Origin of the sequence: Streptomyces sp. NPDC051738 (assembly GCF_044453205.1) — a bacterium.
Classification (GTDB): Bacteria; Actinomycetota; Actinomycetes; order Streptomycetales; family Streptomycetaceae; genus Streptomyces.
The window spans coordinates 23,242-46,584 of sequence record NZ_JBITCM010000011.1; the positions used below are offsets into that span (position 1 = coordinate 23,242).

Here is a 23,343-nt window from a genome sequence, read left to right on the forward strand (position 1 = left end):
TGGCGGCGGCCGGCCAGGGGATCAGCTGATGCCCGATTCTGCGGTCTGGAGCGCGGCCGCCAATGCAAACGTGGGGCCTCCGCGACGGAGGACCCCACGTTGCATTGGCATTGTGCGGTTCCGGGTTACGGGGTGAGCGTCTGGCCCAGGTGGGCGCCTGTCGGGGTGCCCAGGGCGCTCTTGCCGTAGTAGACGCCGCCGCTGGTGTCGATGCCGGAGTTGCCGCTGTCCAACTGGAGGATGACGCCGTTGTAGGCGTCCTCGCCCTCCACGCCGATGGCGAGGTCGGCGCGGCCCCAGCCGGAGAGGTCCTGCAGGACCACGGCGGAGCCGAACTTGTCGTTCGGCTCGGTCACGCCGGCGATGCCGCTGCGGTCCTGGCTGTACCACTGGGCGCCGGAGCCGGTCAGGCCGGACGAGGTGCCCTTCAGGAGCAGGGCCATGCCCGCGTTGGTCTGGTTGGCGCCGCTGCGGGTGATGTCCTCGCCCGGCATCCCGGTCAGGACGTCGGCGTAGCCGTCGTCGTTGTAGTCGCCGACGGAGACGGATGCGCCGGTGGCGTCGCCGGCCTCGGCGGTACCCGGCACGCCGCTGGTGTCCTGGTGGACGGTACGCATGCCGGTGGTGGTGAATCCGGTCGAGGTGCCCGGGACCACGGTGACCTGGCCGCCCTTGAAGGCGCCGGACTCGGCGGTGAAGGGCTGGCCGATGGCGATGTCGTCGTAGCCGTTGCCGTTGACGTCGCCTACGGCGATGGAGCGGCCGCCCTTGACGGACAGGACGCTGACCTTGACGAGGCCGGACGTGGTGCCCTTGAACCAGGTGACGCGGCCGGTGCCGGACTGGTCGAGGTAGTTGAGGGCCACGTCGGCGTAGCCGTCGCGGTTGAAGTCGCCGGTGGCGGCGTCGAGGGCGGCGAGCGAGCCGGTGGCACTGGTGAGCTTGCCGTACTGGGTGGTGCCGCCGGTCAGGCGGGCGTTCCAGCTGCCGCTGTTGCCGGTGCCGGCGGAGAAGACGTCGGCCTTGCCGTCGGCGTTGAAGTCGCCGACCGTGACGGCCGCGCCCAGCTTGGCTCCGGTGCTGGTCACACCTGACGTGGAGTACGAGAAGCCGGAGTCCAGACCGGGACCGTACAGCACGGTGACCGAACCCCGGTCGGCATGGCCGCTGGTGTCGTCCTCGCCGGGGGAGCCGACGGCGAGGTCGGCGTAGCCGTCGCCGTTGACGTCGCCCCAGGCGGTGGCGGCACCGAAGTTGTCGCCGGACTCGTGGCCGCCGGGGACACCGGGGCTGTTCTGGGTGAAGGAGCGCTTGACTGTGGCGTCCGGCCCCTCCGTGTTGCCCGGCACGACGGTCAGCGTGCCGCCGCTGCTCAGCGCCCGGGGCGTGCCGACGACCAGGTCGGTCACGCCGTCGCGGTTGAAGTCGGCGGTCGGGATTGCGGAGTTGGCGCCCGTGCTCGCGGCGAAGCGGCGGATCTCGCCGAGCTTGGCGTACATGGCGGCGCCGGGGCACTCGGTAGCGTAACCGTCGCGGTGGCCGGAGATCACGTTGAGGGTGGCCTCCTGGCCGTTCTTCCAGACCCCGGTGTCGCCCTTGGCGGTCAGCGTGACCTTGCCGGTCGGGTTGCCGCCGTACTGGCCAAGCTTCCAGGCGGCGACACGGGCCACCGACTCCAGCGTGGCCCGGGTCGGCCGGGCCGGAGCGATGCCCTTGGCGGAGTCGCCCTGGAAGTCGCCGAGGACGGCGATGCCGGTGGAGTAGCTGTTGAAGCCGTAGGTGTGCGCGCCCTGCACGGGCAGGTCAGTACCGCCCGCGCGGCCCTCGAAGATCTGGCCGCACTTGTCGACCAGGAAGTTGTAGCCGAGGTCGTTCCAGCCGTTGACGTCGATGTGGTACGCCATGATGCCGCGCACCAGCGAGGCCGACTGGGCGCAGCTGTAGCTGTTGGAGCCGACGGTGTGGTGCACGAACACGGCCTGCACCTTGTCGTTGTACGCCGGCGGGTCGTCGACCTTGGACTCGTCCGCGCCCCACTGGGCCCGGCCGGTGATCGGCGGCTGGGTGACGGTGGACGGCGGGGCGGTCGGCACCGTCTCACTCGGCGACGGCGACGGCGACGGGGACGCGGAGGCCGAGTCCGTCGGGGTCGCGGTGTCGGTGGGCGAGACGCTGTCCGTCGGCGTCGTGGTCGGATCCGCCGTGGGCGACTCGGTCGCGGTGTCCGTGGGGGTGACCGCATCGGTGGGAGTGACCGTGTCGGTGGGGGTGACCGAATCGGTGGGCGTGGCGGCGGGGTCGGTCTCGGCGGCGAACGCGGCCGGCTCGAACTCGGTGCCGATGGACTTGGTCTCGGCGGAGGTCATTCCCGGGTCGACCAGGTTGACCTCAAGCCCCGTGGGCAGCCCCGAGCTCGCCGTGCCGTCCTCGCGGACGACCTGCACCTCGACACCGTCGGACGGCCCGACCCACAGCGGCTCCGAGGCACCGCGCATGCCCGGCTCGACGCCCTCCGGCGGATCCACCCCCAACTCCAGGTCCTGCCAGGCGCTCCACTCACCGGCCTCCAGGTTGCGCGTGCGCACCTGCGCGGTGCCGTCGATCTGCTTCCTGGGCCCGGTCCAGGAGACGCCCAGCAGCGAGAACTGCTTCGTGCTGGTACGCGGCAGCTCCCGCTCCTGACTGCCGGTTCCCTTCAACGCGAGGTCGTAGACCTTCACGGGCCGCTTGGCCCGACCTGTGGCGCCCGGATCCTCGGACGGCCCGGCCAGGGCGTACGTCGCCACGCCCCCACCCCCCAGGACCACTGCACCCAGCGTCAGCCAGGCTCTGCGCCTCAGGCTCAGCGGTCTGTACGCGTGCGACGTACGACGCGCACGTCGAGTACGACGACTCAAGACGAATCCCACCCCAAAGAAGGCCGTTGAACGACCAGAGAAGAAAGTCACGTGAGGCACATCCGTCACATGGATGGCCTGCTTTGGCCAGCGTTTTGCACTGGGCAAACGTCACTGCTCGGCAAGGTGCAGTGACGTAGATCACGTCGGGCTGGTCAGTCGATGGCGATCCTGCGATGGGCGGACGGCGCAATCCGGCCCATGATGCGGTCATTGGTGGCCGGGGCGCCGACACGCAGCCAGCCGTCGCGCCACTGTTATTGGCGTGCAAGAAGATCCCCGCGCTGCGGCCGGGTGTGGCGGGCCGGCGCTTGAAGTTGATGACGAGCGCTTTGGCGCGCTGGACGGGGTAGTTGATGAGACTTCGGTGAGTCGATCGCGCAGCAGGAAGACGGCCAGGTCGTTGGCGAGCAGGAAGGCCGGGCGCACCGACGGCTCTCAGTGGGTACGGCGAGCCCGGCTGCCGCGAGGCCGTCGAGCGCGGCACGGCTGAGGTCGAACAGGCGCTGGAACAGCAGCCGTCCGGCGTCCGTGTCGGACAGCAGCGGTTGGCGCAGGTAGCCGGGCAAGGGCGAGTCGGCCGGGAGGTGGCGGGCGAACGCCTCGCTCAGGGTTCCCGCTCCGGTACCGGGATCGAGCAGCTGAGCCCCGCCCCGCCGGTCAATTCGCCCAGCATGGCCTCGAATACGGCCAGCACGTACTCGTCGACCTCCCGACGCAGGCCGCCCTTGGAGCCGAAGTGGTGCACCACGAGCCCAGTTGACACGCCTGCGGCCTCGGCGATCTGGCGTCCGGTCACCGACTCCGGCCCACGGTCGGCGAACAAGCGCAGGGCCTCGTCGCGGATCACCGCCCGCCTGGTCCGATCGTCCGGCATTGGACGCACGTACAGCATGCTGAACAGGTATTCAGTCAGTGGTCCAGGGCTCGGCGGATCGGCCCGGGGGAGGGCCTTCGGGCCTGCCTCTGCCGGTCGCTCTCCGTCAGGGGTGCGCCATGGCCGTCGATGCGCTCCCCCTGCGATGCGCGTCAGCCGGCAGTGACCGCAGACGAGGACGGCTCCGCGACGGCGGATCCGGGCGGGAAGCGGGTTGCCGGGGACAGCTCGGGGGGCGCCTCCTCCAACTGCTGCACGATGGAGTCGTCCGGCGCGTTGCCGGCAGTGCCCGCGCTGGTGGGCAGGCAGGACCAGGCGCCCAGGGTCACCGTGATCGCGGCAGCCGTTGCTATCACGCGGACGACGCGCCGGAGTTTGGCTTTGTCGTCCAGGTCCCGCCAGGCCGCTCCGGTCCAAGGTTCGTCCGGCTGCCACAGGTCGCCGACCGCATCCGTTCCGACGTCGGCCGCGCCGCCGTGCGGACGCCGCGAACGCAACCCAGTTCTGTCGGCTGGGTCGACGAGTCGGTGCCACCCCGGTGCCCGTTCCAGGGCGGAGGGTTCCTTGGGGGCGGACTGGCTGATGGCCACCTCGCTGTCTGTGAGGAACTTCAGCCAGATGCCCTCAGGGGCGGGCGGCGTGCCGTCCGGCTCTTCGGGCGTTCCCTCGCCGCCCGGCCCTTTGGTGGTCACGGTCTCCTTCTTCCTTTCCTGTCCACAGGGTTGTGGGCAGGGCCCCCGGCTTGCCAGTGGATGTTCCCTGTGGCTCCGTGGTCAGAGGGGGTCGCCGGTCTGGTTCGGTCCATGACGCCGGGTAGGAGCCAGCTCGCTCCTGCAATCCATATCCTCCGCCGATCGGTATGCACCGAGGTGCGGACCGGCTGTGAGGGCAGGCGGTGGCAGGGGCGAGGGGGGAGCCCGCCGACGGCCGGTGCGCCGTCCTGCTTGACTTGCCGGTCTCACTCCTGGGCGCCGGATGGCAATCGGCCGTCGGCTCGGCTTCCCCCGGCTCGATCATTGCATGATGCAAAATGAGATCGCCAGTCCCCCATCGGTTCTCGCGAACTTCCCGCGACGGCGCGGGCGGTTGGCCGTGCCGTGGTGACCGGCGTCTGGGGACGTTAGAGCCAGAGAGGGCCGAAGACCTTACGAGACCCTGACGCGGTCGGGAAACCGCTCTGCCACGCTCGTCTCACTGGCAACTCTGGTTCCGTCCGCCGTCGGCCCCGTGGCGGCGGCACGAACCCCGAGGAGCGACGCATGAGTAAGCACACCAGGCGCAGGTCCCCGTTACGAGTCCGGCTGCTGACCGCCGGAGCCGGGATCGTCGCCGCTGCGGCGGCGGTCGCGACGGTGACCGTCGCCTCGGCGGACGAGCCCGGCGGTCCCGCCGCGCAATCGGCCAAGGCCGGGGCGGATCACGCGGTGTTCGTCCAGGGCAACGAGCTCGACGGCAACACCATCCACGCTTTCCGGCGAGGCAAGGACGGCGCGCTGAGCGCTGCCGGCCGATACGCCACCGGCGGCAAGGGCGGCGACCAGGTCGACGCGCCCACCGACTCCCTGGCCTCCCAGGGGTCGCTCGTCTACGACGACGCCTCGGGGCTGCTGCTGGCGGTCAATGCGGGCAGTGGCACCGTGACCTCCTTCCGGGTCGACGGGCAGAGGCTGACGCACCGCCAGGTGGTGGACTCCGGCGGGTACTTTCCGTCCTCCATCGCGGTGTACGGCAACCTTGCCTACGTCATGAACGCGGGCGGCTCCGGCAGTGTTCAGGGCTTCCGGATCACCGCCTCGGGACTGAAGCCGTTGCGCGGTTCGCACCGCTCCCTGGGGCTGGACAACGCCAGGGTGCCGCTGTTCTCCAGCTCGCCCGGTCAGGTCGCCTTCACTCCAGGCGGCAGGGCACTGGCTGTGACCACGAAGTCCGCGGGCACCATCGAGGTCTTCCCGATGCGGCGCGACGGTCGTCCTGCGCACCGGGCAGTGGTCAACGACTCTGCGGGAGGCGTGCCGTTCGCGATCACCTTCGACAAGAGCGGCCGGATGCTGGTGGCCGAGGCCGAGAAGTCCACAGTCAGCACGTACAAGGTGCGCGGTGACGGTCGCCTCAAGGTGGTCCAGCGGCCGCTGGCCAATGGGCAGGACACGCTGTGCTGGCTGGAGCGCGCCGGCGACTTCTTCTACGGCGGCAACACCGGCAACTCCACCGTCACCGGCTACCGCACCGACTCCCGAGGTCGGCTCGCGCTCACCAACGACGTCGGCATCGCCACGCCCCCGTCGGCCAAGTCCCAGGGGGTCATCGACCTGGCGGTGACACAGGACGAGAAGTTCCTCTATGTGCAGAACGCCGTCTCCGGCACGGTCGACGGCTTCCGCATCGGCAGGAACGGCTCCCTCACCAAGGTCACCACCGCCACCGGACTGCCCGCCTTCGCCGACTCCGGCATGGAGGGCATCGCCGCGGTGTAAGGGAAAGCGGCCACCGCGGTGGGCGCCCCGGGCACCTCGTCCGGGGCGTCACGCCTGTCCGCGTCCGTGCTGACGGCGTCCGACGGCGGCGTCGAGGCGGACGAAGGGGACGGCTCGCCCCGCCTCGCGATACGACGCCTCGCCGCCGTCGACGTAAAGGCCCATGTACGCGCACAGAGAACGGGCCGTGCGTGGATGCCGCCGGGCGTAGCCGGCCATGATCTCGGCGCCTTCGTCGGGCGGGAGGAAGCGGGCGGTGACGGCGTGCGGACGGTTGCCGAACTGGATGAGGGTCATCGGCTGCGCGCGCAGGTTCTGGTACCAGTCGGCCTTCGGCCCGAACCCGGAGGCGACGGTCCAGCTCGCGCCGATCGGATCGTAGGACACCACTTCGAGGACCACCATGCGGTCCAGGCCGCTGACGCGGCCGACGTGGTGCAGTAGGAGCAGCCGCTTCCCGAAGACGGACCCCAGCCCCGCGCGGAAGACCAGGATCGGCAGCCGCGCAACCAGGCGCCGCCATCCGGTGGGGAGTTGGGGGCGGCGAAATGTGGTTTGTCTGTGTGCCATGGACGCCTTCCGCGGGTCGGGAATGTCGGCTCTCGGCCTCGATTGGGTAAAGGACCGGGGTTGTGAGCCGCCTCGCGCAAGCCACCTTTGCATAGTCTAAAGGTGGGGTAGGGGCGCCTGCGGGGACGAGGGGCGGCTCTCGAGTGCTGTGACACCGTTGGAGTACGTCATGACTGACCGGAAGCCGCCATCGAGCTGGATCGTGCTGTCCTGGATGCCGGCGGTGGTGATGGCGGTGGTCGCGGTGATGGACGTGGTGGCCGGGCCGGGGGTCGGGTTCCTGCCGTTGGTGTCTCTCGGTCCGGCGTTCTCCGGGCTGGTCGGGGGGTGGCGTCGTACGGCCGTGTTCGGGCTCGTGGCGTTGGTGCTGTGCGTGGCGCTCGGGCTGTACGACGGGCTGTTCGAGGAAAGAAGAGGGTTCACCGCCCTGGCCTCGGTGGCCGGCGTCACCGGCGTCGGCATCGCGGCGGCTGTCATGCGCTCGCGCCGCGAAGGGGAGCTGGCCAGCGTGCGGTCGATCGCGGAGGTCGCCCAGCGAGTGTTGCTGCGGCCGGTCCCGCTGACCGCCGGCCCGCTGCAGGCGGCCGTTTCGTACACCTCGGCCGTCGCGGAGGCCCGCATCGGCGGGGATCTGTACGAGGTGGTGGCCTCGCCGCACGGCGTCCGGGTGATCGTGGGTGATGTGCAGGGCAAGGGCCTGGCCGCGGTGGAGACGGCGGCCGTGGTGCTCGGTGCCTTCCGGGAGGCCGCCCACGACGAGCCGGACCTGGTGAGGCTCGGCGAGCGCCTGGAACGCAGCGTGGCCCGGGAATTGGAGGGCGAGAAGTTCGTCACCGCGATCCTCGCGGAGATCGGCGCACGACACGAGGCCGTCTTCCTCAACTACGGCCACCCGGCCCCGATCGTCCTACGCCGGGACGGCATGGTCGACTTCCCACGGCCGCCCGCCTACGCCCTTCCGCTGGGGCTGGGCGCGCACGGGAGCGAGGGCCCCAAGCCTCATCGGGTGGACTTCGTCCCCGGCGAGCAGCTCCTGCTGTACACCGACGGTGTCACCGAGGCCCGCGACGAAGACGGCCGTTTCTATCCGCTCGGCGAACGGGCGCACCTGCTGAAGGATCCCGACGCGCACCGCGCACTGGAGGCGCTGCGTGCGGACCTTGCCCAGCATGCCATCGGGCCGCCCCACGACGACGCCGCGATGCTCCTGCTGCGTTACCACGGTCATGGGGAAGGAAAATCTGTTCCCATCGTGTGAGTGAGCAGGGACTTCGGCACGGTAGAAAGGACACATGCCGGAGCGTGAGACCCCCGCGGGGGCGATGGACGATGTTGACGCGGTGACGCGTGCGGTGCTGACCGCGTCCCGGCTGCTGGTGGCGGTCTCCGCCCGCTCCCTCGCCGCGGTCGAGGAGCGGGTGACTCTCCCGCAGTTCAGAATGCTTGTCGTCCTGTCCACGCGCGGTGCCACCAAGCTGGTCGCGCTCGCCGACCTGCTCCAGGTGGCGCCGTCCACCGCGATGCGCATGGTCGACCGGCTGATCGCGGCCGGGCTCGCCGACCGGCAGGCCAATCCCGACAACCGCCGCGAGACCCTGCTGCAGCTCACCGAGGAAGGCCGACGCACGGTCGAGGACGTCACCGCCCGGCGCCGCGCCGAGATCGCCTCAATCGTCGAACGGCTCACTCCGACGCAGCGGCTGGCACTCATCGAGGCGCTCGCCGCCTTCAACGAGGCCGGGGGAGAGCCCCTCGCCCCGGCGCTGGACGACGCGGAGCCGCACCCCCTGGGCTGGGCGGTGGATCTCCCGGTGGCCCGCGACGCCTGAGAGCATCGCCCCGGCATTTCCTGAGACGCATGTGTTCCCGTCGCCAGTGACCCCAGAGGGAGGCCGGCTGTCGAAGGCTGCGGCGGTGCCAGGGATGCCGTCTGGTTGCCCGGATCCAGCAGGATTCGCCTCTGTCGGCTGCCGGAGCAGGACCTTCCGCCCGCCGCAGAGCCACGCGATGCTGCACGGGTTGCCGCCGGAGCGCAGGCAACGGCACACAGGGGGAGGAGTGACGCATGGATCAGGTGGAGCTGTCCGGACTGCCTCGCGTCGACCGTGTTCACTTTGCGCTGGCCTGGGTCCTGAGTGTGCTCTCGCTACTGCTCGCGACGGCAACCTTGCTGCCAGGTCCGAACAAGGTCCCGTTTGGAGCCGTGGGTGTCGTGTTCGTCGCGATCTTCCCGGTCTTCGGCGTCGCCCTGCTTCGGGTCATGTTTTCCGAGGGCGGCAGAAGCCTGCTCGGCAGGAACAACGGCGGTCGGATGGCCCAGTTCGCATGGAGCCTGTCGACCGGTCTGAAGTGCTCCTACGTCGTGATGTTCGCGGCGGTGCTACTGGCCATGACGGCCGGGGGCAAGGCGCGGGACACCAAGACCGACGAGCACGGTAACCACTACTACACCCGGTGGAACAACACGACGCTGCACAGCGAGCGGGTCGTGCTCAGGGCAGCGGAGTACCACGAGGCCGCCAAGGCCCAGGCTCGTAACTTCGCTTCCGGTGCCGCCCTCTTCCACACCATGGGCGGCTTTCTGGTCCTCGTGGCCGCCGCGCCGAATGCCAACCGGCGGTGACCAGATGCCTCGCGAACTGGTGGGCGGACGCTGTCCGCTCACACGGAGGTCCCCCGAGGCGCCGCCAGACTCGTTTTGCATAATGCAAGGGAAATGTGCAGGCAGGCCCGCTGCCCGATCCCGACAAAAAGCGGGCCATGTGCGCGCGTCCGGCCGACGGCGCGCGGACCGTCCGCCTGTCACACCAGGATGGCGGACACGGACAAGCGCTTGGAGGGGTGACGTACGTGAGCAGACGGCATCGCGCCCTGCCCGCGCCGGAACGGCACCTGATGGCGCATCTGCGGAGCACGGTGTGGGGGCCCGCCGAGTTCGTCGGCCTGCCGCCGCGGTGGCTGGCAATGGAAGGACTCGTTGCCGGGTGCGTCGGAGCGGGGGCGATCGTCGGGGCCACGGTTGCCGGTGCCTGGTACGGGGTTCCCGGGCTGGCGGACGGCGAGGGGGGCCTGGTGTGCGCCGTGGCGCTCGCCATCTACCTGTGCGTAGTACGGGCAGGGCGTGCGCTGGTCGGCATCGTGGCGGTGCTCGGAGTCTGCCTGGCGCTGCACGCGCCTCAAGCGGCCGTGGGTCTGGTGCTGGCGGAGCGGGGGCGTGTGGAGTCCGTCGTGGTGACCTCGGTCGAGGGCGGATTGGGAGCCGTCTCCGACCGCGGCCGCTATCTCTGCTCGGTGGCCGACCGTGACGGCATGCCTCTGAAGGTCCGTATCTGGCGCGGCTGCGGAGAGACCACCCGGCCCGGCGACGCGCTTGCCGTCGTGTATGACTCGAAAGGTCGCGTGCCACCGCGCGGCGTGGAGGCCGGAGCGTCCCGGTCGGGCTCTCTTCGTGATCTGGGTGGCTGGGCCGCTGCGCTCGTCGCCGCGTGTCTCGTCGCGGTCGTACGCTCCTACCGGCTCTCCCGCGCAGTGTCCGCCCCTCCCACCGACCTCCCTGTTGAATCGTGACAGGGCCGCGCCCCAGCCGCTCCCTCGCTGATCATTCGGCGGTCGGGCTGGGTGTGGGTGTCGGGGAGCTGGTGTTGACGTCCAGGTCCGGGCGGGGGGTGAGGGCGACCAACGGTGCACCGGGCTGGGGTGCGGGCGGGGTCAGCTGGTCCTTGGGGAGCTTGGGTGGGGTGGTCTGCTGGAAGTTGACCTGGTCGTAGTTGACCAGGCCGGTGTTCTCCAGGACCGTGATGTGGTCCAGGACCGTGTCGTTGGCCAGGTCGGCCAGTTGGCGCACGAGGGTGTTCTCGGTGGTGGCGCGGATCTTGGCGATGGTCGGGAAGATCTGGCCGTGGGTGACGCGCATGATGCTCACCGCGGTGGAGTCGAACTCCTTGCCGCTCTTGGAGTCCACTGTCGCCACGAACTGCTGCTGCTGTGGGCTGGCCTGGTTCGGCAGGGTGACGTTCAGCTCTGGGGCGATCTTGCGGCACATCGCATCGAGCCCGGCATGGCCGACGACCAGGTGCTCGCCGGCCTCCTTCATCTGCTCCGTAGTGCCCCGCTCCATCGCCATCTCCCCCAACGGGTACTCCCAAAGCCCCGCCGCACGGACCTTGACCACGAAGTCACGGTCGGCCTCGGTCAGCGGCCCGTACTGGGTGTTCGCGATGATCCGGGATGTGTTCGTCGCCGTGTTCTCTATGCCGAGCATGGCGGGGTAGGCGAGCGCGGAAAGGGTGAGCACCAGTGCGCCGCCCACGAAGACAGTGGCGATCGTGTTGCGGGAGAGGGGCATGGGGCCTCCTGGCGTGAGAGGGCTGTTTGCCAGGAAGTACGGACGCGCGGACCGAACCAATCATTGCACTGGGTAAATTTTGCACTCTGCTTTACTGCACTGTGCCGACTCCGGTGCGTCCCGCAGGGTTGGTGTGCGCAGGCTGTGTCTCACAGGAACACGTGCACCCAGACCGCGGGGGACGGTACACCGTGTTCATCGACGGCAACGACCATGTACCTGCCGGGTGGGACGAGCGACGCGTCTTCGGGCACGCGCACGGTGAGCGTGCCGTCGGCGCGCCGGGTGATGTCGAGGGCCACGGAGCGCTGGTCGAAGTCCGTGACGTGGGTCGCGGATCCGGGGCGGATGAGCCGTACGTGGCTGATGCGGGTCGGGTCGGAGGTGCGCAGGACGACCTCGCCGCCGCGCTCGACCTCGGTTCTGCCGCTGGGTGTCAGGTCAGGGCGGTCGCCGCGGTGGAGGTAGGGCGGGGAGAAGACTTCGACCCGTTGTTCGGGGCGGCCCGGGCGGGAGTTGGCCTTGTCTGCGAAGAGAGGGTCGGAGCCGAACACGGCGACGCGGCCGTCGGGCAATAGCAGGGCCTCGGTGTGGTGGTTGCGGCCCACCCTCGGGTCTGCGGCCGGTGCGAAGGTGTTCTTGGCAGTGTCGTAGATCTGGGCCTTGAGGATGTCGCTGGAGCCCTTGCCGCGGTAGTCGTGGCTGCCGCCTGTGGTGAACACCGTGTCGTCGGGGAGGATCACGCTGTTCAGGTACCGGGTGTTCTCCGGAAGGCGGGGACCGGTTGTGAAGGCGGGGTGCTCGGCGTCGAGGTCGGCGATCGCGGTACGGGAGGTGGCCGCGCGTGACTCGCCGACGCCTCCGCCGCCGAGCACCATCACCTTCTTGTCCTGTGCGGGCGGCAGCAGGACCGAGGAGGAGGTCTCCAGGATGTCCGGGTCCTTCAGGCCGGGGACGGGGGTGAAGGTGTTGGTCTTGAGGTTCCACAGGCCAGGCTTGCGACCCTGGTCGGCGGGGCCGTAGCCGGCGTTGGAGCCGGAGTAGAAGATCTTCCGGGTGCCGGTCAGGAAGAGGGACGGGTAGGTAGGGAAGTAGCGGGTCGGTGCCGGGGACCAGGTCTGTGTCCTCGGGTCGTAGATCTCGTTCTTGCCCGGCACGATCTGCCCGATGTCGTCGAGGCCGGAGACGGCGAGGACGCGCCCGTCGGAGAGGGTGGTGAGGGTCGGGTACGAGCGGGCTTCGCTCATGGAGCTGACCTTGGTGTACTTCTCGGTGACGGGGTCGAACTCGTAGGCGTCCTTGATGCCTTGGGAGTACTTCTTGTCGAGGCCGAGCTTGTTGGCGATGGCGTAGAGGTTGTCGGCGTCCTTGCCCTTAAGGCCGACAATGGCGTACTGCTCGGTGGTGTTGGTGATGCCGAGCGGTCCCTCCTCGACCGCCTCGACGAACACACGGGCCTCGCTCGCGGTGACCTTCACGGGGCCGATCCGCCCGGTGGGCGTCTTCTTCGCGGCGGGTACGCGCACGCTGAACTGGGAGCGGTACTCCACGCCGGAGGGCGAGCGGAAGACGGTGCCCTTGGGGAAGGTGCGGGCGCCGTCCGGGTCCTCGTTCTTGATCAGCATGGCGCCGCCGGCTCGTTTCACATCGCCCTTCAGGACCTCGTAGCGGGCGGTGCCCCCGGCGACGAGGATCTTGCCGTCGGGGAGCTGGGCGTGGCCGCCGCAGAACAGGTCGGCCGGGGTGTCGATCTTCTTGAAGGTGTAGGTGGCCGGGTCCCACAGGGTGCTCTTGAAGGCACTGCCGTTGAACTGCTTCACGTTGTTGCCGGAGCCGGCGATCAGCAGCACTTTCCCGGTGTGCAGCAGGATCGCGTGGATGGAGTTGAGCTGGTACTTCTCCGGGAGCGAGGCGAGTGTCCAGTGGCCGTACTTCGCTTTGTACTCGGGCTGGTTGATCTCGTAGCGGTGGTAGGCGTGCTGGGCGAAGCCCATCACGGCGGGGGTGTTGAGGGTGGCCAGGGCGACCACGGCTGCGACGCCGAGCAGGGTCTTGCGGGTGGTGAGGCGTGAGGGACGCTGGGCCATCGGGGGCGGCCTCCGTTAGCGGCGAAACGGGTGTGGATGTAGCGACCACTACCCCATGCGTCTTGCACGCCGTGACTACTAACTCTTTTGCATTATGCAAAATGACCGATGTGAGCAACGCGGCCGACATGAAATCCAGCAGGAAGGCTGCGTTCAGGGGCTTGTCGGCGCCGATGGCCCGCTCGATCACCGGGCGGGCGGGAGGTCCGCTGGCTGTGGATGGCGTGGAGTGCCGTGCGGTTGACTCCAGTGCAGAGAAGTGATCAGGCGCACCGGTTTCATGTCTCGTGCAGGTCGGCGGACGCCGCGCGCCCCGGTCGCATGATGCGAATCTTGTGGCTCTCGCAGGCGGGGCACTGTGGCGACTGCAAGGGGGAGGGCACGCGCTCGCCGTCGAGCCGGCGGACGGCGGAGAACGGACGTGCTTGTCCACGGTCATGACGATGCCGTATATGCCCCTCCCCAGACCCGCCTTGGTGTCCGTGTGGGAACGCCGTTGCCGGGGTGCCCGGCACTACGCGGTCGGTGTGTGCACGGCGCGCAGGGCGTTCTGGTGGCTGAGCCAGCCGACGGGCTCGCCGTGCTCGGCGTCGAGGACCGGCATCCCGGTGCCCGCGGGGGAGAGCAGGGCGTCGAGAGCCTGGGCGAGCGGCTGGTCCGCGGTCACGGGTGCGGGCGGCTCGACGAGTTGCCCGACCCGGACGGGTGCGGTCTGGGGTTGTTCCACGAGTGCCTCGGCGACCGCCTGGGCGGTGATCACGCCGACGTACTTCCCGGTGGCGTCGACCATCGGGAGCGCGCCGTGGCCGGACAGGCTCAGCAGATCTGCCGCGTCGGACAGCGTGGTGGACGACGGCAGGGGCGAGGGAAGGGGCTCCATCACGGCGCCGACGTGCTGGGCACCGATCCGGGCGCCTTGGGTGCAGGTTAGGTATGTGGCTTCCGGACTCGAAGGGACTCAGCCGAGCCCGGCGAAGGTCTCCACCGCGTGGGTCTTGCCGGTGACGACGATGACGTCGCCCTTCCGGACGACGGTCTCGGCGGTGGCGTAGGTGAAGTCCTCGCCGGGGCGTTTGATGCCGACGACGGTGACGCCGAATCTGCTGCGGACATGGCTCTGGCCGAGGGGGACGCCGGTGGCGATGTCCGGGGCGACGGTCTTGACCAGGGCGTAGTCGTCGTCGAACTCGATGAAGTCCAGCATGCGGCCGGTGACCAGGTGGGCCACGCGTTCGCCCATCTCGTGCTCGGGCAGGACGACGTGGTGGACGCCGAGGCGTTCGAGGATCCGGCCGTGCTGGCGGCTGATGGCCTTGGCCCAGATGTTGGGGACCTCGGCCTCCAGCAGGTTGGAGCTGACCAGGATGCTCGCTTCGATGTCGGTGCCGATGGCGACGACGGCGCTGGTGAACTCGTGGACGCCGAGCTGGCGCAGCGCCTCTGCGTCGGTGCAGTCGGCGACAGCGGCGTGCGTGAGGTCGTCGCTGTACTTCTGCACCAGGCGGGCGTCGGTGTCGATGCCGAGGACGTCCCAGCCGCGCCGCACCAGCTCGTTGGCCAGGGACAGGCCGAAGCGGCCCAGGCCGATGACGGCGACCCGCTGGTCTTCGCCCCGGGTTTGGGGCTCGGAGCGGCGCTTGTGGCGCCTTTCGCGCAGGCTGCGTAGGTAGTTAACCAACGACGGGTCGCTCCTCAGGCAGTTCGTAGCGGCGGGTGCGCTCGCGCAGGGCGAGGGCCGAGACGAGAGTGATCGGGCCGAGTCGACCGATGAACATCAGCCCGATCAGCAGCAGTTGGCCGACCGTCGGGAGGTCGGCGGTGATGCCGGTGGACAGGCCCACCGTGGCGAAGGCGGATACGACCTCGAACAGCACGACCTCCAACCGCGCTTCGGTGAGGGAGAGCAGGGCCAGCGTGGAGGCGATGACCAGGCCGACGCCGAGGAGTGCCACGGTCAGTGCCTGGCGCAGTGCATGCGGGGCGAGACGGCGGCCCAGGACCGCGGAGTTGGGCTCGCCGCGCACCTCGGCGATGATCGCGGCGAGCAGGACCGCGAAGGTGGTGACCTTGATCCCGCCGGCGGTTCCGGCGCTGCCACCGCCGATGAACATCAGCACGCAGGTCATCAGCAGCGTCGAGGCGTGCAGCGCGCCCATGTCGAGGGAGTTGAAGCCCGCGGTGCGTGACATCGCGGAGTGGAAGAACCCGTCGAGGATCTTCCCTGCCGCGGTGTGGGGGCCGAGTGTGCCGGGGTTCGACCACTCCAGGAGACAGGTGAGCACGGTCCCGGCAGCCAGCAGGACGGCGGTGGTGATCAGCGTGAGCTTTGTGTGCAGCGTCCAGTTGCGGCGTCCGGTCGTACGCCGCCGATGGCGGTGGCGCAGCAGCTCCAGCAGCACCGGGAAGCCGATGCCGCCCAGGATCACGGCGGCCGCGATCGGGAGGGTGACCCAGGCGTCCTGGGCGTAGCGGGTGAGGCTGTCGGCGTGCAGTCCGAACCCGGCGTTGTTGAACGCGGACACTGCGTGGAAGTAGCCCAGGTACACGGAGCTGCCGAAGTCCTCGCCGTACCCGTACCGGAAGCGCAACGCCAGCACAGCCCCGACAGCGAGTTCGACGATCAGGGTGGTGCCCGCGACACCGAGCAACACCCGGCGCACGTCCCCGATGCCGAGGCTCCTCGTCTCGGCCTGCGCCGTCAGCTGCATACGGAGTCGCAGGCGCCCCGAGACGAGCAGCGCCAGCAGCGACGCCATGGTCATGATGCCGAAGCCGCCGACCTGGATCAGCACAAGGATGACGCCCTCGCCGAAGCCGCTCCAGTACGTTCCTGTATCCACCACGGCCAGACCGGTGACGCACACGGCCGAGGTCGAGGTGAACAGCGCCGTCACGAACCCGGTCGCGGAGCCGTCCTCAGCGGCGAACGGCAGCGACAACACCACAGCACCCGCCAGCACCACGACGGCGAACGCCACGACCACGGCACGGGCGGGGTGCGCGGCAAGCAGCGACGACCCCTTCCGGGCCCATGCCACCAGTCCCGCCATCGCCGCCGTTTCCGTTCCGCCTCCAACCCCCGTGCTTCGCACGCACCGGTGTCAAGGGCCCGTCAGGATTCCGGCGGCACACCTTACCCGTGCAGGTGGCTGAAGGAACGTCACCCGCGCGGCAGCGCAGTCGACCGGAATACGAACCCTGATGAAGACTTCTCGGATCCGGCAGTGCGCGACCTGATTACCACCGTGCACCATTGCTAGAGGTGACGGTGGCGGTCGCGGCGCCGGACCCACGTCTACCGGCAGCGGTTCCTGCGTGAACGTGAGTGACAGCTGGCCCGGACGGCTCGATCCGGCAGCCTCACAGCAGCGTTTCGATGGAGCGCAGCTCCTTGCGCACGGCGTCGAGATCGGCGCCGCCTCGGTCCAGGACCAGCAAGAGGAATAGCCCTTCGTGGGCGCGACGGGTCAAGGGTCGGATGACGTGGTACTCCGTGTCCAGGGTGACCACGATGTCTTCCATCCGCTCCGGCGCGTAGCCGATCAGCTGGAGGGCGGCCAGCTTGGCGCGCACGACATCGGTGTCCCCGTGGACCGCCCGGTTCAGGTCGAGGCCGTCCGGATGGCCGGAGGTGCCGAGAGACATACGGCTGACGTAGTCGACGACCGCGGCACCGCGCGCTCCGTCGAGGCTCATTGCCCGGCTCAGTGCGATCTCAATGGCGGACACGCTCGGCCCCCTCGTCGCGCGGACAAACCCATGCCGACCAGGCTTCCCGGCGCACCAGCTCTGTCTGCGGCCTCTGGCGGACGCCGGACGCGGAGCGTCTTTGCATTGTGCCATGGTGCTCCGGTCCTCGCACCGGTCATGCCGCATCCAAGGCGACGGTCTCGCCGCCACGGCCTGAACCCGGCGTTATGGACTGTCCTGGTCCTCCTCCCGACGGAGATCGAGGAATCGGGCCAGGCCCAGTTGGGTGAGCGTGTCGTGTGCCCGCGCATTCGCGTGCGTCACCGTCACACGGGTGGCCTGCGGGCGAGCTGCGAGCAGCGCCGCGAAGAACGCCGCACAGCCGTCGCTGCTCAGGTGGGGCACCCGCCAGAGGTCGACTTCGAGTACCTGAGGGTGGGTGCGCAGGGCCTGGCGCAGCCGCTCGGCGACGCGCTCAGCGTTCCGGTCGGTGATTTCCCCGGAGAGCCGTACGACGACATGACCGGTACCGGCGACGTTGTCGTCGACTCGGTGACGTCGCACGAGGCGCCGGAGGCGGGAGAGGGGGTCTGGCATCTGGGGCTCCAGGTCAGGGGCGGCCGACTGCCGACCAGGCTTCCCGGCGCATCTGATGGGGACCCTAGGCAAGGGTCCCGTAGGTCGTGTCTCTTTGATGGGTTGGTCAGTTGATCGGATGTGTCTGTCCGTTTGGTGATCACCGATGCGATGTGGGATCGGATCGAGCCGCTGATGCCGGCGGATCCGGTTCGCGGGCGGCGATGGGCAGCCCATCGCAGAACGATCGAGGCCATCGCGTGGAAGTACCGCACCAACTCGCCCTGGAGGGACCTGCCCGACGAGCTCGGCTCATTTCAGACTGCTCATAAGCGGCTGATCAGATGGGCCGTCGACGGCACCTGGGAAATGATCCTCGCCGCTGTCCTGGCCGTGGCAGACGCTGACGACGAGATCGACTGGACGGTGTCGGTGGACTCCACGGTCGTCCGGGCCCACCAGCACGCCGCGGGAGCACTCAAAAGGGGGCACCCCACTCCGGCGAGCCCGCGGATCACGCGCTCGGACGATCCCGCGGTGGGCTAAGTACCAAGGTCCACCTGGCCGCAGACGGCCGCGCACGCCCCCTCGCCTTCACCGTCACCGCAGGCCAAGCAGGTGATGCACCTGCCTTCGAGTCGGTGATGTCCCGGATCCGAGTGCCCCGTACCGGGTCGGGCAGGCCCCGGACCCGGCCCATGGCCGTTCTGGCCGACCGTGCGTATTCCTCACGTGCCATCCGCAGTCATCTGCGGCGACGGGGCATCCGCGCGGTCATCCCGCAGCCGTCCGACCAAGTCGGCCACCGTCTGCGGCGAGGCCGGCTCGGTGGCCGTCCGCCTGGCTTCGACAGCGAGGCGTACAAGCAGCGGAACACCGTCGAGCGGTGCATCAACCGCCTCAAGCAGTGGCGGGGCCTGGCCACACGAACCGACAAGCTCGCGATCACTTATCAGGCCGCGCTCCACCTCGCGGGCATCCTCATCTGGGCACGAAGGTGATCAACGAGGCAGGACTCAGTTCCACCAGTCGAGGTCTCCGCTGCTGTCGACCTTGGGTGCGGTCACCGCGCCGAACCAGGAGGATTGGTCGTGATGGTCCATGGCTTCCGCCACCTCGTGGAGCCATGAGCCCAAGCTGGGCCAGCCCAGAAAGCACGCCTGGTCATCATGAACGGCGTCACCGAGGTGGTTCTGCCACACCCCTTCCCCGGCATCGATGAAGTGGTCGTCTCCGTCACTTCCGGAGATGGGGACCCACGTCGTTCCCCACCAGGGGGTTTCCTCCTGGTCCGGGTCGTCTGAATCCCATATCTCCATCCGCATCTCGCGGACCTCAAGGATCTCCGACACCGAGTACAGCCTCCGGCAGGGGAGCACACCCAGCAGGGACGTATCTCCGTCGTGGCACCGCAGCGACTCACGAAGATCTGCAGGAAGAGGGAACCCCAAGCGTGACTCGGCTTCCTGGATGGACTGCCCCGAAGCCGGGGGCCTGAGTTCTGCCAGAGCCTTCGGCGCGTACAGGGACAACCAGGCGTCGATGCGGCGCCAGGACGTCGCGACCGGGCGCACGACAGGGTCTATGCCTCGTCGGGGAGGTTGCATCATCATGCGGGGAATCATCCACCAGGACGCATGTGGTCAGCCACGTCGAGCCAATGGCCAGCCGCAAACGGCTTAGCACGACGCCAAAGAGACAGAACCTAACTTGATCTTTAACCTCCGGCGTCGAATGGTCCGTCGAACTTGATCACTCGGTTCGGTAACTGCCCTACACGGAGGCGGCCTTCGTCTGAACATGTGCTCCGACCAAGGCTCACGCTACATATGTGCAAATTCTCTTGATTGGCCGTGTTCTCACAACAGTCCTACGCGCTCGGGCGTCTCATAGGTAAGGAGAGCCATTCCACGCACAACTCACGGGGAAACACGGGGGATTCGTATGAGTGACCGTCGTTTTGCCGCGCGCGACGCGCGGATCCGGGCCGCCGAGGCCGAATTCCAGCGCCACGCACCGGTCCACACCGCCAACGGGGAGGAGACGGACCACCCCTTCGTCTGCACCTACTCCAAGGCGCTGCCGCACAACAAGTACGGAGAGGTCGACCCGGCCGCCTACAACCTGCTGCGCCGGGCGCTGGCCACCGGCGCTTACGAGGACTTCGAGCGGATCCCGCTCGGGGACACCCGCAAACTGGTCAACCCGCAGGCCGGACTGGCCTTCGACCCGCAGGGCCCGGACGCTCAAGCCCTGGCCATCCCGCCCGCGCCGCGTATCGACAGCGCGCAGAACTCCGCCGAGGCGGTCGAGCTGTACTGGATGGCGCTGTGCCGTGACGTGCTGTTCACCCGGTTCGGCGACAGCGAACTGGTCGCCGAGGCGGCCACCGAACTGAGCGGTCTGGAGGACTTCCGGGCGCCCAAGCAGAACGGCCAGGTGACCCCGCAGACCATCTTCCGCGGCGACACCCGGGGCGACCTGGTGGGGCCGTATCTCTCGCAGTTCCTGCTCAAGGACATCCCGTACGGCACGCTGCTGATCCCGCAGCGGCAGGACACCCTGGTCCGTCCGGTGGACCACCTGACCACCTGGGGCGACTGGCTGGAGGTGCAGAACGGCTCCGAACCCGAGCCCGACGAGCGGGACTTCGCCACCCGGCGGTACATCCAGACCCCGCGCGACCTGGCGCACTACGTGCACTTCGACGCGCTGTACGAGGCGTACCTCAACCCTCATCCTGCTCGACCTGAAAGCGCCGGCGGATCCGGGCAACCCGTACAACTTCTCACGCAACCAGATCGGCTTCGGGACGTACGGCGGCCCGCACATCCTCTCGCTCGTCACCGAGGTGGCCACGCGTGCCCTGAAGTCGGTGTGGTTCCAGAAGTGGTACGTGCACCGGCGGCTGCGGCCGGAGGAGTTCGGCGGCCGCGTCCACCAGCAGCTGCGCGGGCAGCGCGAGTACCCCATCGACGGCGGGGTGCTGGACTCCGTCGCCGTCAAGCGGGTCTTCGAGAAGTACGGCAGCTACCTGCTGCCGCAGGCGTTCCCCGAGGGCAGCCCGACCCATCCCTCGTACGGCTCCGGACACGCCACGGTGGCCGGTGCGTGCGTGACCATCCTCAAGGCGTGGTTCGACGAATCGCACGTCCTGCCCGACCCGGTCGTGCCCAGCACCGACGGCACCGCCCTGGAGCCGTACACCGGCCCGGACACCGACCGGCTCACCGTCGGCGGCGAGCTCAACAAGGTCGCCGCCAACATCGCCACCGGCCGCAACATGGCCGGTGTGCACTGGCGCACCGACTACACCGCGGCGGTCCGGCTGGGCGAGGGGGTCGCCATCGGCGTGCTGCGCGAGGCCAAGGAGTCGACCCTGGAGGACGCCGTGTTCACCCTCAGCCGCTTCGACGGCACCACCATGACCGTCTGACCTCTCGATCGCCCCGCGTTCAGGGGCTGGGGCTGGGCGTCGACCGCGCACCGGTGTCCGCACCGGGTGACCGGCGGGCCCCTCGGGTCCGCCGGAAGCGGACGAGCGCCAAAGCCGCGATGAACAGGCCCGCGAAGAGGAGAGCGATCACTGCGGGGCCGGTGGCGTCCAGGGCCTCGGCGATGCCGCGCTGAACGGCTCCGGCCGCGTCGATGACCGGGTCCTGGAGCATGGGATCGCGCTGGACGCGGATCTCGTACCAGCCGTAGTACGCGACGTACGCGCCCACACACAGGAGAAGTGCCCCGCCGAGCCGGGGCGCGATCGCGCCGAGGCGGCGCAAGCGGGTGACAGCGGTGGCGCGGGTGAGGGCGACGGTCAGCGAGGCGGCGCCGACGATCAGGCCCATCCCGCCGGCGTACGCGGCGAACAGGGCGATACCCTCGCCGGTCGAGCCGCTGCGGAAGGCGGACACGACGATGGCCAGGAACGGGGCGATGGTGCAGCCCAGGGAGGCCGTCGCGTACGCCATGCCGAACAGCGCCATCGAAGGCAGCGAGCGCGTCACGGTCGGCGCGCGGCGCAGCTTCGGGGCCAGGGTGGGCAGTTGACGACCCGCGAGCAGCCAGGCGCCGGCCACCGCCATGAGGAGCCCGAAGGCGATGGTGAACCAGGGCAGATGCTCCTGGACCTGGCCCGCGACGGGCTGGACGGCCAGGCCGAACACGCCGAAGAGCGCGGCGAATCCGGCGGTCATCGCCGCGGTGGCGGTCAGTGCCCGGCCGACGGCGATCGTACGGCTGGGAGAGTCGTCGCCGAGGACGAGCAGGGACAGGTAGGCCGGGAGCAGGGCGAAGCCGCACGGGTTGACTGCGGCGAGCATGCCCGCGCTGAGCGCGAGGGCCAGGGGCAGGTCGGTCATGGCGGGTTCAGCCGGTGAGCCCGGCGACCTTCTCGGCCAGCCCCTCGCCACCGGGCAGCACGCCCTCGTAGACGGTCTTGCCGTCCTTGTCGAGGATGACGTAGCGGCTCTGCTCGGCGACCTCGAACCGCTTCCATACGTCGCCCGCCTCGTCGGACAGGTGGGGGAAGCCGTCGGTGCCGGTCTCGGAAACGAAGTCCTTCATGGCGGTGTTCTTGTCGAGGCCGGCGACGCCGAGGACGTTGGCCTTGCCCTGGTAGTCGGCGGCGACCTTGGCGGTCTCGGCGGCCTGGGCGCGGCACTTGGGGCACCACGGGGCCCAGAACCACAGCACGGTTGGCTTGCCCGCGAGGGCCTTGGCGTCGAAGGGCTTGCCGTCCACCGTGGTGCCGGTGAAGTTCAGGGCCTCGGGGACCTGCGCCCCGCTGTCGCCCCCGCTCTCGTCCGAGGTGGTGGACCCAGGGGCGGAAGACGCCGTCTTAGGCGGTGCGCCCTGGACGTCGCTGCCGGAGTCGGTACCACCGTCGGAGCCGCACCCGGTCACGGTGAGCAGGGCGGCGGCCAGGACGGCCGGGAGCAGAGTGCGGGCACGCATGATGGGGCAGCTCTTGGTGGTCGGGGTCGGCTGGCTGAACTGTAGGCGGGCGGCGCGCGGTCTGGGCTGGAGTGGGTGCTTACGGTTCGGTGACGTCAGCCCGCGTGGTCGGCGAGCCGCTCTGAGTCGAGGACGGTGATGCGGCCCCGAGCCAGGCGGATCAGGTGCTGGTCGGCGAAGTCGCGCAGAACCTTGGTGCACGTCTCGCGGGACGTGCCGGCCAGGGCGGCGATTTGCTGGTGGGTTAGCGCGATCTGCGGGCTGCGGGCGCCGAGCACCCTGGGCCGGGTCTCGGCTGCGAGCGTCAGCAAGGTGGTGGCGATGCGCTGCGGGACGGACTTGAAGACGCTGTCGGACAGGCGCTGTTCGAGGTCGGTCAGGCGGCGGCCGAGGATCTCGGTGATGCGGGCGGAGATCCGGGCGTCGGACAACAGGAAGCGGTTGACGTCGGCACGGCTCATCACGCAGACGGTGACGTCGTCGAGGGCCTCGGCGAAGTTGTCGTACATCCGCTGCCCGAGCAGCACCATCTCGCCGAAGATGGTGCCGGGGCTGATGATCGCGCAGGTCAGTGCACGGCCGTCGGCGGAGACCCGGAAGATGCGCACCCGTCCCTGCTTGAGGATGAACAGCACCTCGGAGGGCTGGGAGGGCGAGTAGAGCAGTTCGCCGGCGCTGTAGGTCTTCATCGGGGCCGCAGCGGCGATGGCGTCCATCTCCGCCTCACTCAAGTCGCGGAAGATGTCGACCTCGGAGATGCACCAGGTCTTCTCGGCCTCGTCACCGGTGTGGTTCATGTGGTGTGGTTCCTCGCGTCGGCCTGGTGCCCAGGGCGGGGGTGCGGTGCCCCACGCCGGGCTGGCCAGTGCGCCCG

At 69.4% G+C, this 23,343-nt stretch carries 21 protein-coding genes and 1 pseudogene; 7 read left to right on the plus strand and 15 right to left on the minus strand.

All coding sequences use genetic code 11. The features are described from left to right. Positions 1 to 125: 125 nt before the first annotated feature. The 3 genes from ACIA8X_RS25160 to ACIA8X_RS25170 form a co-directional block, all read right to left on the minus strand. Positions 126 to 2,786: an FG-GAP-like repeat-containing protein gene (locus tag ACIA8X_RS25160; protein WP_399459158.1), complete on the minus strand. Its 2,661-nt coding sequence runs from the start codon at positions 2,784 to 2,786 to the stop codon at positions 126 to 128. A gap of 718 nt (positions 2,787 to 3,504) precedes the next feature. Further along, positions 3,505 to 3,774 carry a helix-turn-helix domain-containing protein gene (locus ACIA8X_RS25165; RefSeq protein ID WP_399459159.1) on the minus strand — a complete coding sequence of 90 codons (270 nt, stop codon included), beginning with the start codon at positions 3,772 to 3,774 and terminating at the stop codon, positions 3,505 to 3,507. Positions 3,775 to 3,926: 152 nt separating this feature from the next. Then, positions 3,927 to 4,466: a hypothetical protein gene (locus tag ACIA8X_RS25170; RefSeq protein ID WP_399459160.1), complete on the minus strand. Its 540-nt coding sequence runs from the start codon at positions 4,464 to 4,466 to the stop codon at positions 3,927 to 3,929. A 567-nt stretch (positions 4,467 to 5,033) separates the two neighbouring features. On the opposite strand from ACIA8X_RS25170, the gene ACIA8X_RS25175 reads away from it, so the two are divergent. Then, complete coding sequence (locus tag ACIA8X_RS25175) at positions 5,034 to 6,248, plus strand: lactonase family protein (RefSeq protein WP_399459161.1); 1,215 nt, start codon at positions 5,034 to 5,036, stop codon at positions 6,246 to 6,248. A gap of 48 nt (positions 6,249 to 6,296) precedes the next feature. On the opposite strand, the gene ACIA8X_RS25180 is transcribed toward ACIA8X_RS25175, so the two are convergent. Next, positions 6,297 to 6,818, minus strand: a complete 522-nt coding sequence (locus ACIA8X_RS25180) for a nitroreductase family deazaflavin-dependent oxidoreductase (RefSeq protein ID WP_399459162.1) — start codon at positions 6,816 to 6,818, stop codon at positions 6,297 to 6,299. 169 nt (positions 6,819 to 6,987) lie between these two features. On the opposite strand from ACIA8X_RS25180, the gene ACIA8X_RS25185 reads away from it, so the two are divergent. The 4 genes from ACIA8X_RS25185 to ACIA8X_RS25200 all read left to right on the plus strand — a co-directional run bounded on the left by ACIA8X_RS25185 (position 6,988) and on the right by ACIA8X_RS25200 (position 10,385). Beyond that, positions 6,988 to 8,076 (plus strand): PP2C family protein-serine/threonine phosphatase, encoded by a 1,089-nt coding sequence (locus ACIA8X_RS25185; protein ID WP_393443798.1) that lies wholly within the window; start codon positions 6,988 to 6,990, stop codon positions 8,074 to 8,076. 34 nt (positions 8,077 to 8,110) lie between these two features. Beyond that, positions 8,111 to 8,647, plus strand: a complete 537-nt coding sequence (locus tag ACIA8X_RS25190) for a MarR family winged helix-turn-helix transcriptional regulator (RefSeq protein WP_393443797.1) — start codon at positions 8,111 to 8,113, stop codon at positions 8,645 to 8,647. Positions 8,648 to 8,883: 236 nt separating this feature from the next. Then, positions 8,884 to 9,441, plus strand: a complete 558-nt coding sequence (locus ACIA8X_RS25195) for a hypothetical protein (RefSeq protein WP_399459163.1) — start codon at positions 8,884 to 8,886, stop codon at positions 9,439 to 9,441. A 227-nt stretch (positions 9,442 to 9,668) separates the two neighbouring features. Then, positions 9,669 to 10,385 carry a hypothetical protein gene (locus ACIA8X_RS25200; RefSeq protein WP_393443795.1) on the plus strand — a complete coding sequence of 239 codons (717 nt, stop codon included), beginning with the start codon at positions 9,669 to 9,671 and terminating at the stop codon, positions 10,383 to 10,385. 31 nt (positions 10,386 to 10,416) lie between these two features. Here the strand turns inward: ACIA8X_RS25200 and ACIA8X_RS25205 are convergent, their stop codons facing one another. The 7 genes and pseudogenes from ACIA8X_RS25205 to ACIA8X_RS25235 form a co-directional block, all read right to left on the minus strand. Further along, positions 10,417 to 11,163, minus strand: a complete 747-nt coding sequence (locus ACIA8X_RS25205) for a DUF4142 domain-containing protein (protein ID WP_393443794.1) — start codon at positions 11,161 to 11,163, stop codon at positions 10,417 to 10,419. Between the two features lie 149 nt (positions 11,164 to 11,312). Continuing rightward, a complete protein-coding gene (locus ACIA8X_RS25210; RefSeq protein ID WP_399459164.1) occupies positions 11,313 to 13,250 on the minus strand; it encodes a galactose oxidase-like domain-containing protein in 1,938 nt (645 codons plus the stop codon). Positions 13,251 to 13,764: 514 nt separating this feature from the next. Then, a pseudogene (locus ACIA8X_RS25215) lies at positions 13,765 to 14,166 on the minus strand (CBS domain-containing protein); the annotation flags it as partial. Positions 14,167 to 14,208: 42 nt separating this feature from the next. Then, entirely contained in the window at positions 14,209 to 14,928 is a 720-nt protein-coding gene (locus ACIA8X_RS25220) for a potassium channel family protein (RefSeq protein WP_393443789.1), read from the minus strand. Beyond that, positions 14,921 to 16,300: a TrkH family potassium uptake protein gene (locus ACIA8X_RS25225; protein ID WP_393443787.1), complete on the minus strand. Its 1,380-nt coding sequence runs from the start codon at positions 16,298 to 16,300 to the stop codon at positions 14,921 to 14,923. Before ACIA8X_RS25225 ends, ACIA8X_RS25220 begins: the two co-directional genes overlap by 8 nt. 310 nt (positions 16,301 to 16,610) lie before the next feature. Continuing rightward, a complete protein-coding gene (locus ACIA8X_RS25230) occupies positions 16,611 to 16,979 on the minus strand; it encodes a hypothetical protein (RefSeq protein ID WP_393443785.1) in 369 nt (122 codons plus the stop codon). A gap of 186 nt (positions 16,980 to 17,165) precedes the next feature. Beyond that, positions 17,166 to 17,537 (minus strand): STAS domain-containing protein, encoded by a 372-nt coding sequence (locus tag ACIA8X_RS25235; RefSeq protein WP_399459165.1) that lies wholly within the window; start codon positions 17,535 to 17,537, stop codon positions 17,166 to 17,168. A 150-nt stretch (positions 17,538 to 17,687) separates the two neighbouring features. Here ACIA8X_RS25235 and ACIA8X_RS25240 point away from each other — a divergent pair. Then, a protein-coding gene (locus ACIA8X_RS25240; protein WP_399459253.1) for an IS5 family transposase occupies positions 17,688 to 18,517 on the plus strand; the annotation gives its coding sequence in 2 pieces (ribosomal slippage) (positions 17,688 to 18,026 and positions 18,029 to 18,517; 828 coding nt in all). A gap of 15 nt (positions 18,518 to 18,532) precedes the next feature. Here the strand turns inward: ACIA8X_RS25240 and ACIA8X_RS25245 are convergent. Then, positions 18,533 to 19,129: an SMI1/KNR4 family protein gene (locus tag ACIA8X_RS25245; RefSeq protein WP_393443779.1), complete on the minus strand. Its 597-nt coding sequence runs from the start codon at positions 19,127 to 19,129 to the stop codon at positions 18,533 to 18,535. 1,238 nt (positions 19,130 to 20,367) lie between these two features. Here ACIA8X_RS25245 and ACIA8X_RS25250 point away from each other — a divergent pair. After that, the gene (locus ACIA8X_RS25250; RefSeq protein ID WP_393443777.1) at positions 20,368 to 20,952 is read left to right on the plus strand and encodes a vanadium-dependent haloperoxidase; all 585 of its coding nucleotides are present in this window, start codon (positions 20,368 to 20,370) and stop codon (positions 20,950 to 20,952) included. Between the two features lie 19 nt (positions 20,953 to 20,971). Here ACIA8X_RS25250 and ACIA8X_RS25255 read toward each other — a convergent pair whose 3' ends face one another. From ACIA8X_RS25255 to ACIA8X_RS25265, 3 genes are all read right to left on the minus strand, one after another. Further along, positions 20,972 to 21,874: a cytochrome c biogenesis CcdA family protein gene (locus ACIA8X_RS25255; protein ID WP_393443775.1), complete on the minus strand. Its 903-nt coding sequence runs from the start codon at positions 21,872 to 21,874 to the stop codon at positions 20,972 to 20,974. A 7-nt stretch (positions 21,875 to 21,881) separates the two neighbouring features. Next, complete coding sequence (locus ACIA8X_RS25260) at positions 21,882 to 22,469, minus strand: redoxin domain-containing protein (RefSeq protein ID WP_393443773.1); 588 nt, start codon at positions 22,467 to 22,469, stop codon at positions 21,882 to 21,884. A 95-nt stretch (positions 22,470 to 22,564) separates the two neighbouring features. Beyond that, positions 22,565 to 23,266, minus strand: coding sequence for a Crp/Fnr family transcriptional regulator (locus ACIA8X_RS25265; protein WP_393443772.1), 702 nt, complete (start codon positions 23,264 to 23,266; stop codon positions 22,565 to 22,567). Between the last annotated feature and the right edge of the window lie 77 nt (positions 23,267 to 23,343).

What these genes read in the sequence shown, in the direction of transcription:
- ACIA8X_RS25255 (WP_393443775.1), bottom strand. Translation starts at nt 21,874, where the DNA reads ATGACCGACCTGCCCCTGGCCCTCGCGCTCAGCGCGGGCATGCTCGCC.
- ACIA8X_RS25195 (WP_399459163.1), top strand. Translation starts at nt 8,884, where the DNA reads ATGGATCAGGTGGAGCTGTCCGGACTGCCTCGCGTCGACCGTGTTCAC.
- ACIA8X_RS25260 (WP_393443773.1), bottom strand. Translation starts at nt 22,469, where the DNA reads ATGCGTGCCCGCACTCTGCTCCCGGCCGTCCTGGCCGCCGCCCTGCTC.
- ACIA8X_RS25245 (WP_393443779.1), bottom strand. Translation starts at nt 19,129, where the DNA reads ATGATGATGCAACCTCCCCGACGAGGCATAGACCCTGTCGTGCGCCCG.
- ACIA8X_RS25190 (WP_393443797.1), top strand. Translation starts at nt 8,111, where the DNA reads ATGCCGGAGCGTGAGACCCCCGCGGGGGCGATGGACGATGTTGACGCG.
- ACIA8X_RS25210 (WP_399459164.1), bottom strand. Translation starts at nt 13,250, where the DNA reads ATGGCCCAGCGTCCCTCACGCCTCACCACCCGCAAGACCCTGCTCGGC.
- ACIA8X_RS25185 (WP_393443798.1), top strand. Translation starts at nt 6,988, where the DNA reads ATGACTGACCGGAAGCCGCCATCGAGCTGGATCGTGCTGTCCTGGATG.
- ACIA8X_RS25165 (WP_399459159.1), bottom strand. Translation starts at nt 3,774, where the DNA reads ATGCCGGACGATCGGACCAGGCGGGCGGTGATCCGCGACGAGGCCCTG.
- ACIA8X_RS25180 (WP_399459162.1), bottom strand. Translation starts at nt 6,818, where the DNA reads ATGGCACACAGACAAACCACATTTCGCCGCCCCCAACTCCCCACCGGA.
- ACIA8X_RS25225 (WP_393443787.1), bottom strand. Translation starts at nt 16,300, where the DNA reads ATGGCGGGACTGGTGGCATGGGCCCGGAAGGGGTCGTCGCTGCTTGCC.
- ACIA8X_RS25205 (WP_393443794.1), bottom strand. Translation starts at nt 11,163, where the DNA reads ATGCCCCTCTCCCGCAACACGATCGCCACTGTCTTCGTGGGCGGCGCA.
- ACIA8X_RS25175 (WP_399459161.1), top strand. Translation starts at nt 5,034, where the DNA reads ATGAGTAAGCACACCAGGCGCAGGTCCCCGTTACGAGTCCGGCTGCTG.
- ACIA8X_RS25235 (WP_399459165.1), bottom strand. Translation starts at nt 17,537, where the DNA reads ATGCCAGACCCCCTCTCCCGCCTCCGGCGCCTCGTGCGACGTCACCGA.
- ACIA8X_RS25265 (WP_393443772.1), bottom strand. Translation starts at nt 23,266, where the DNA reads ATGAACCACACCGGTGACGAGGCCGAGAAGACCTGGTGCATCTCCGAG.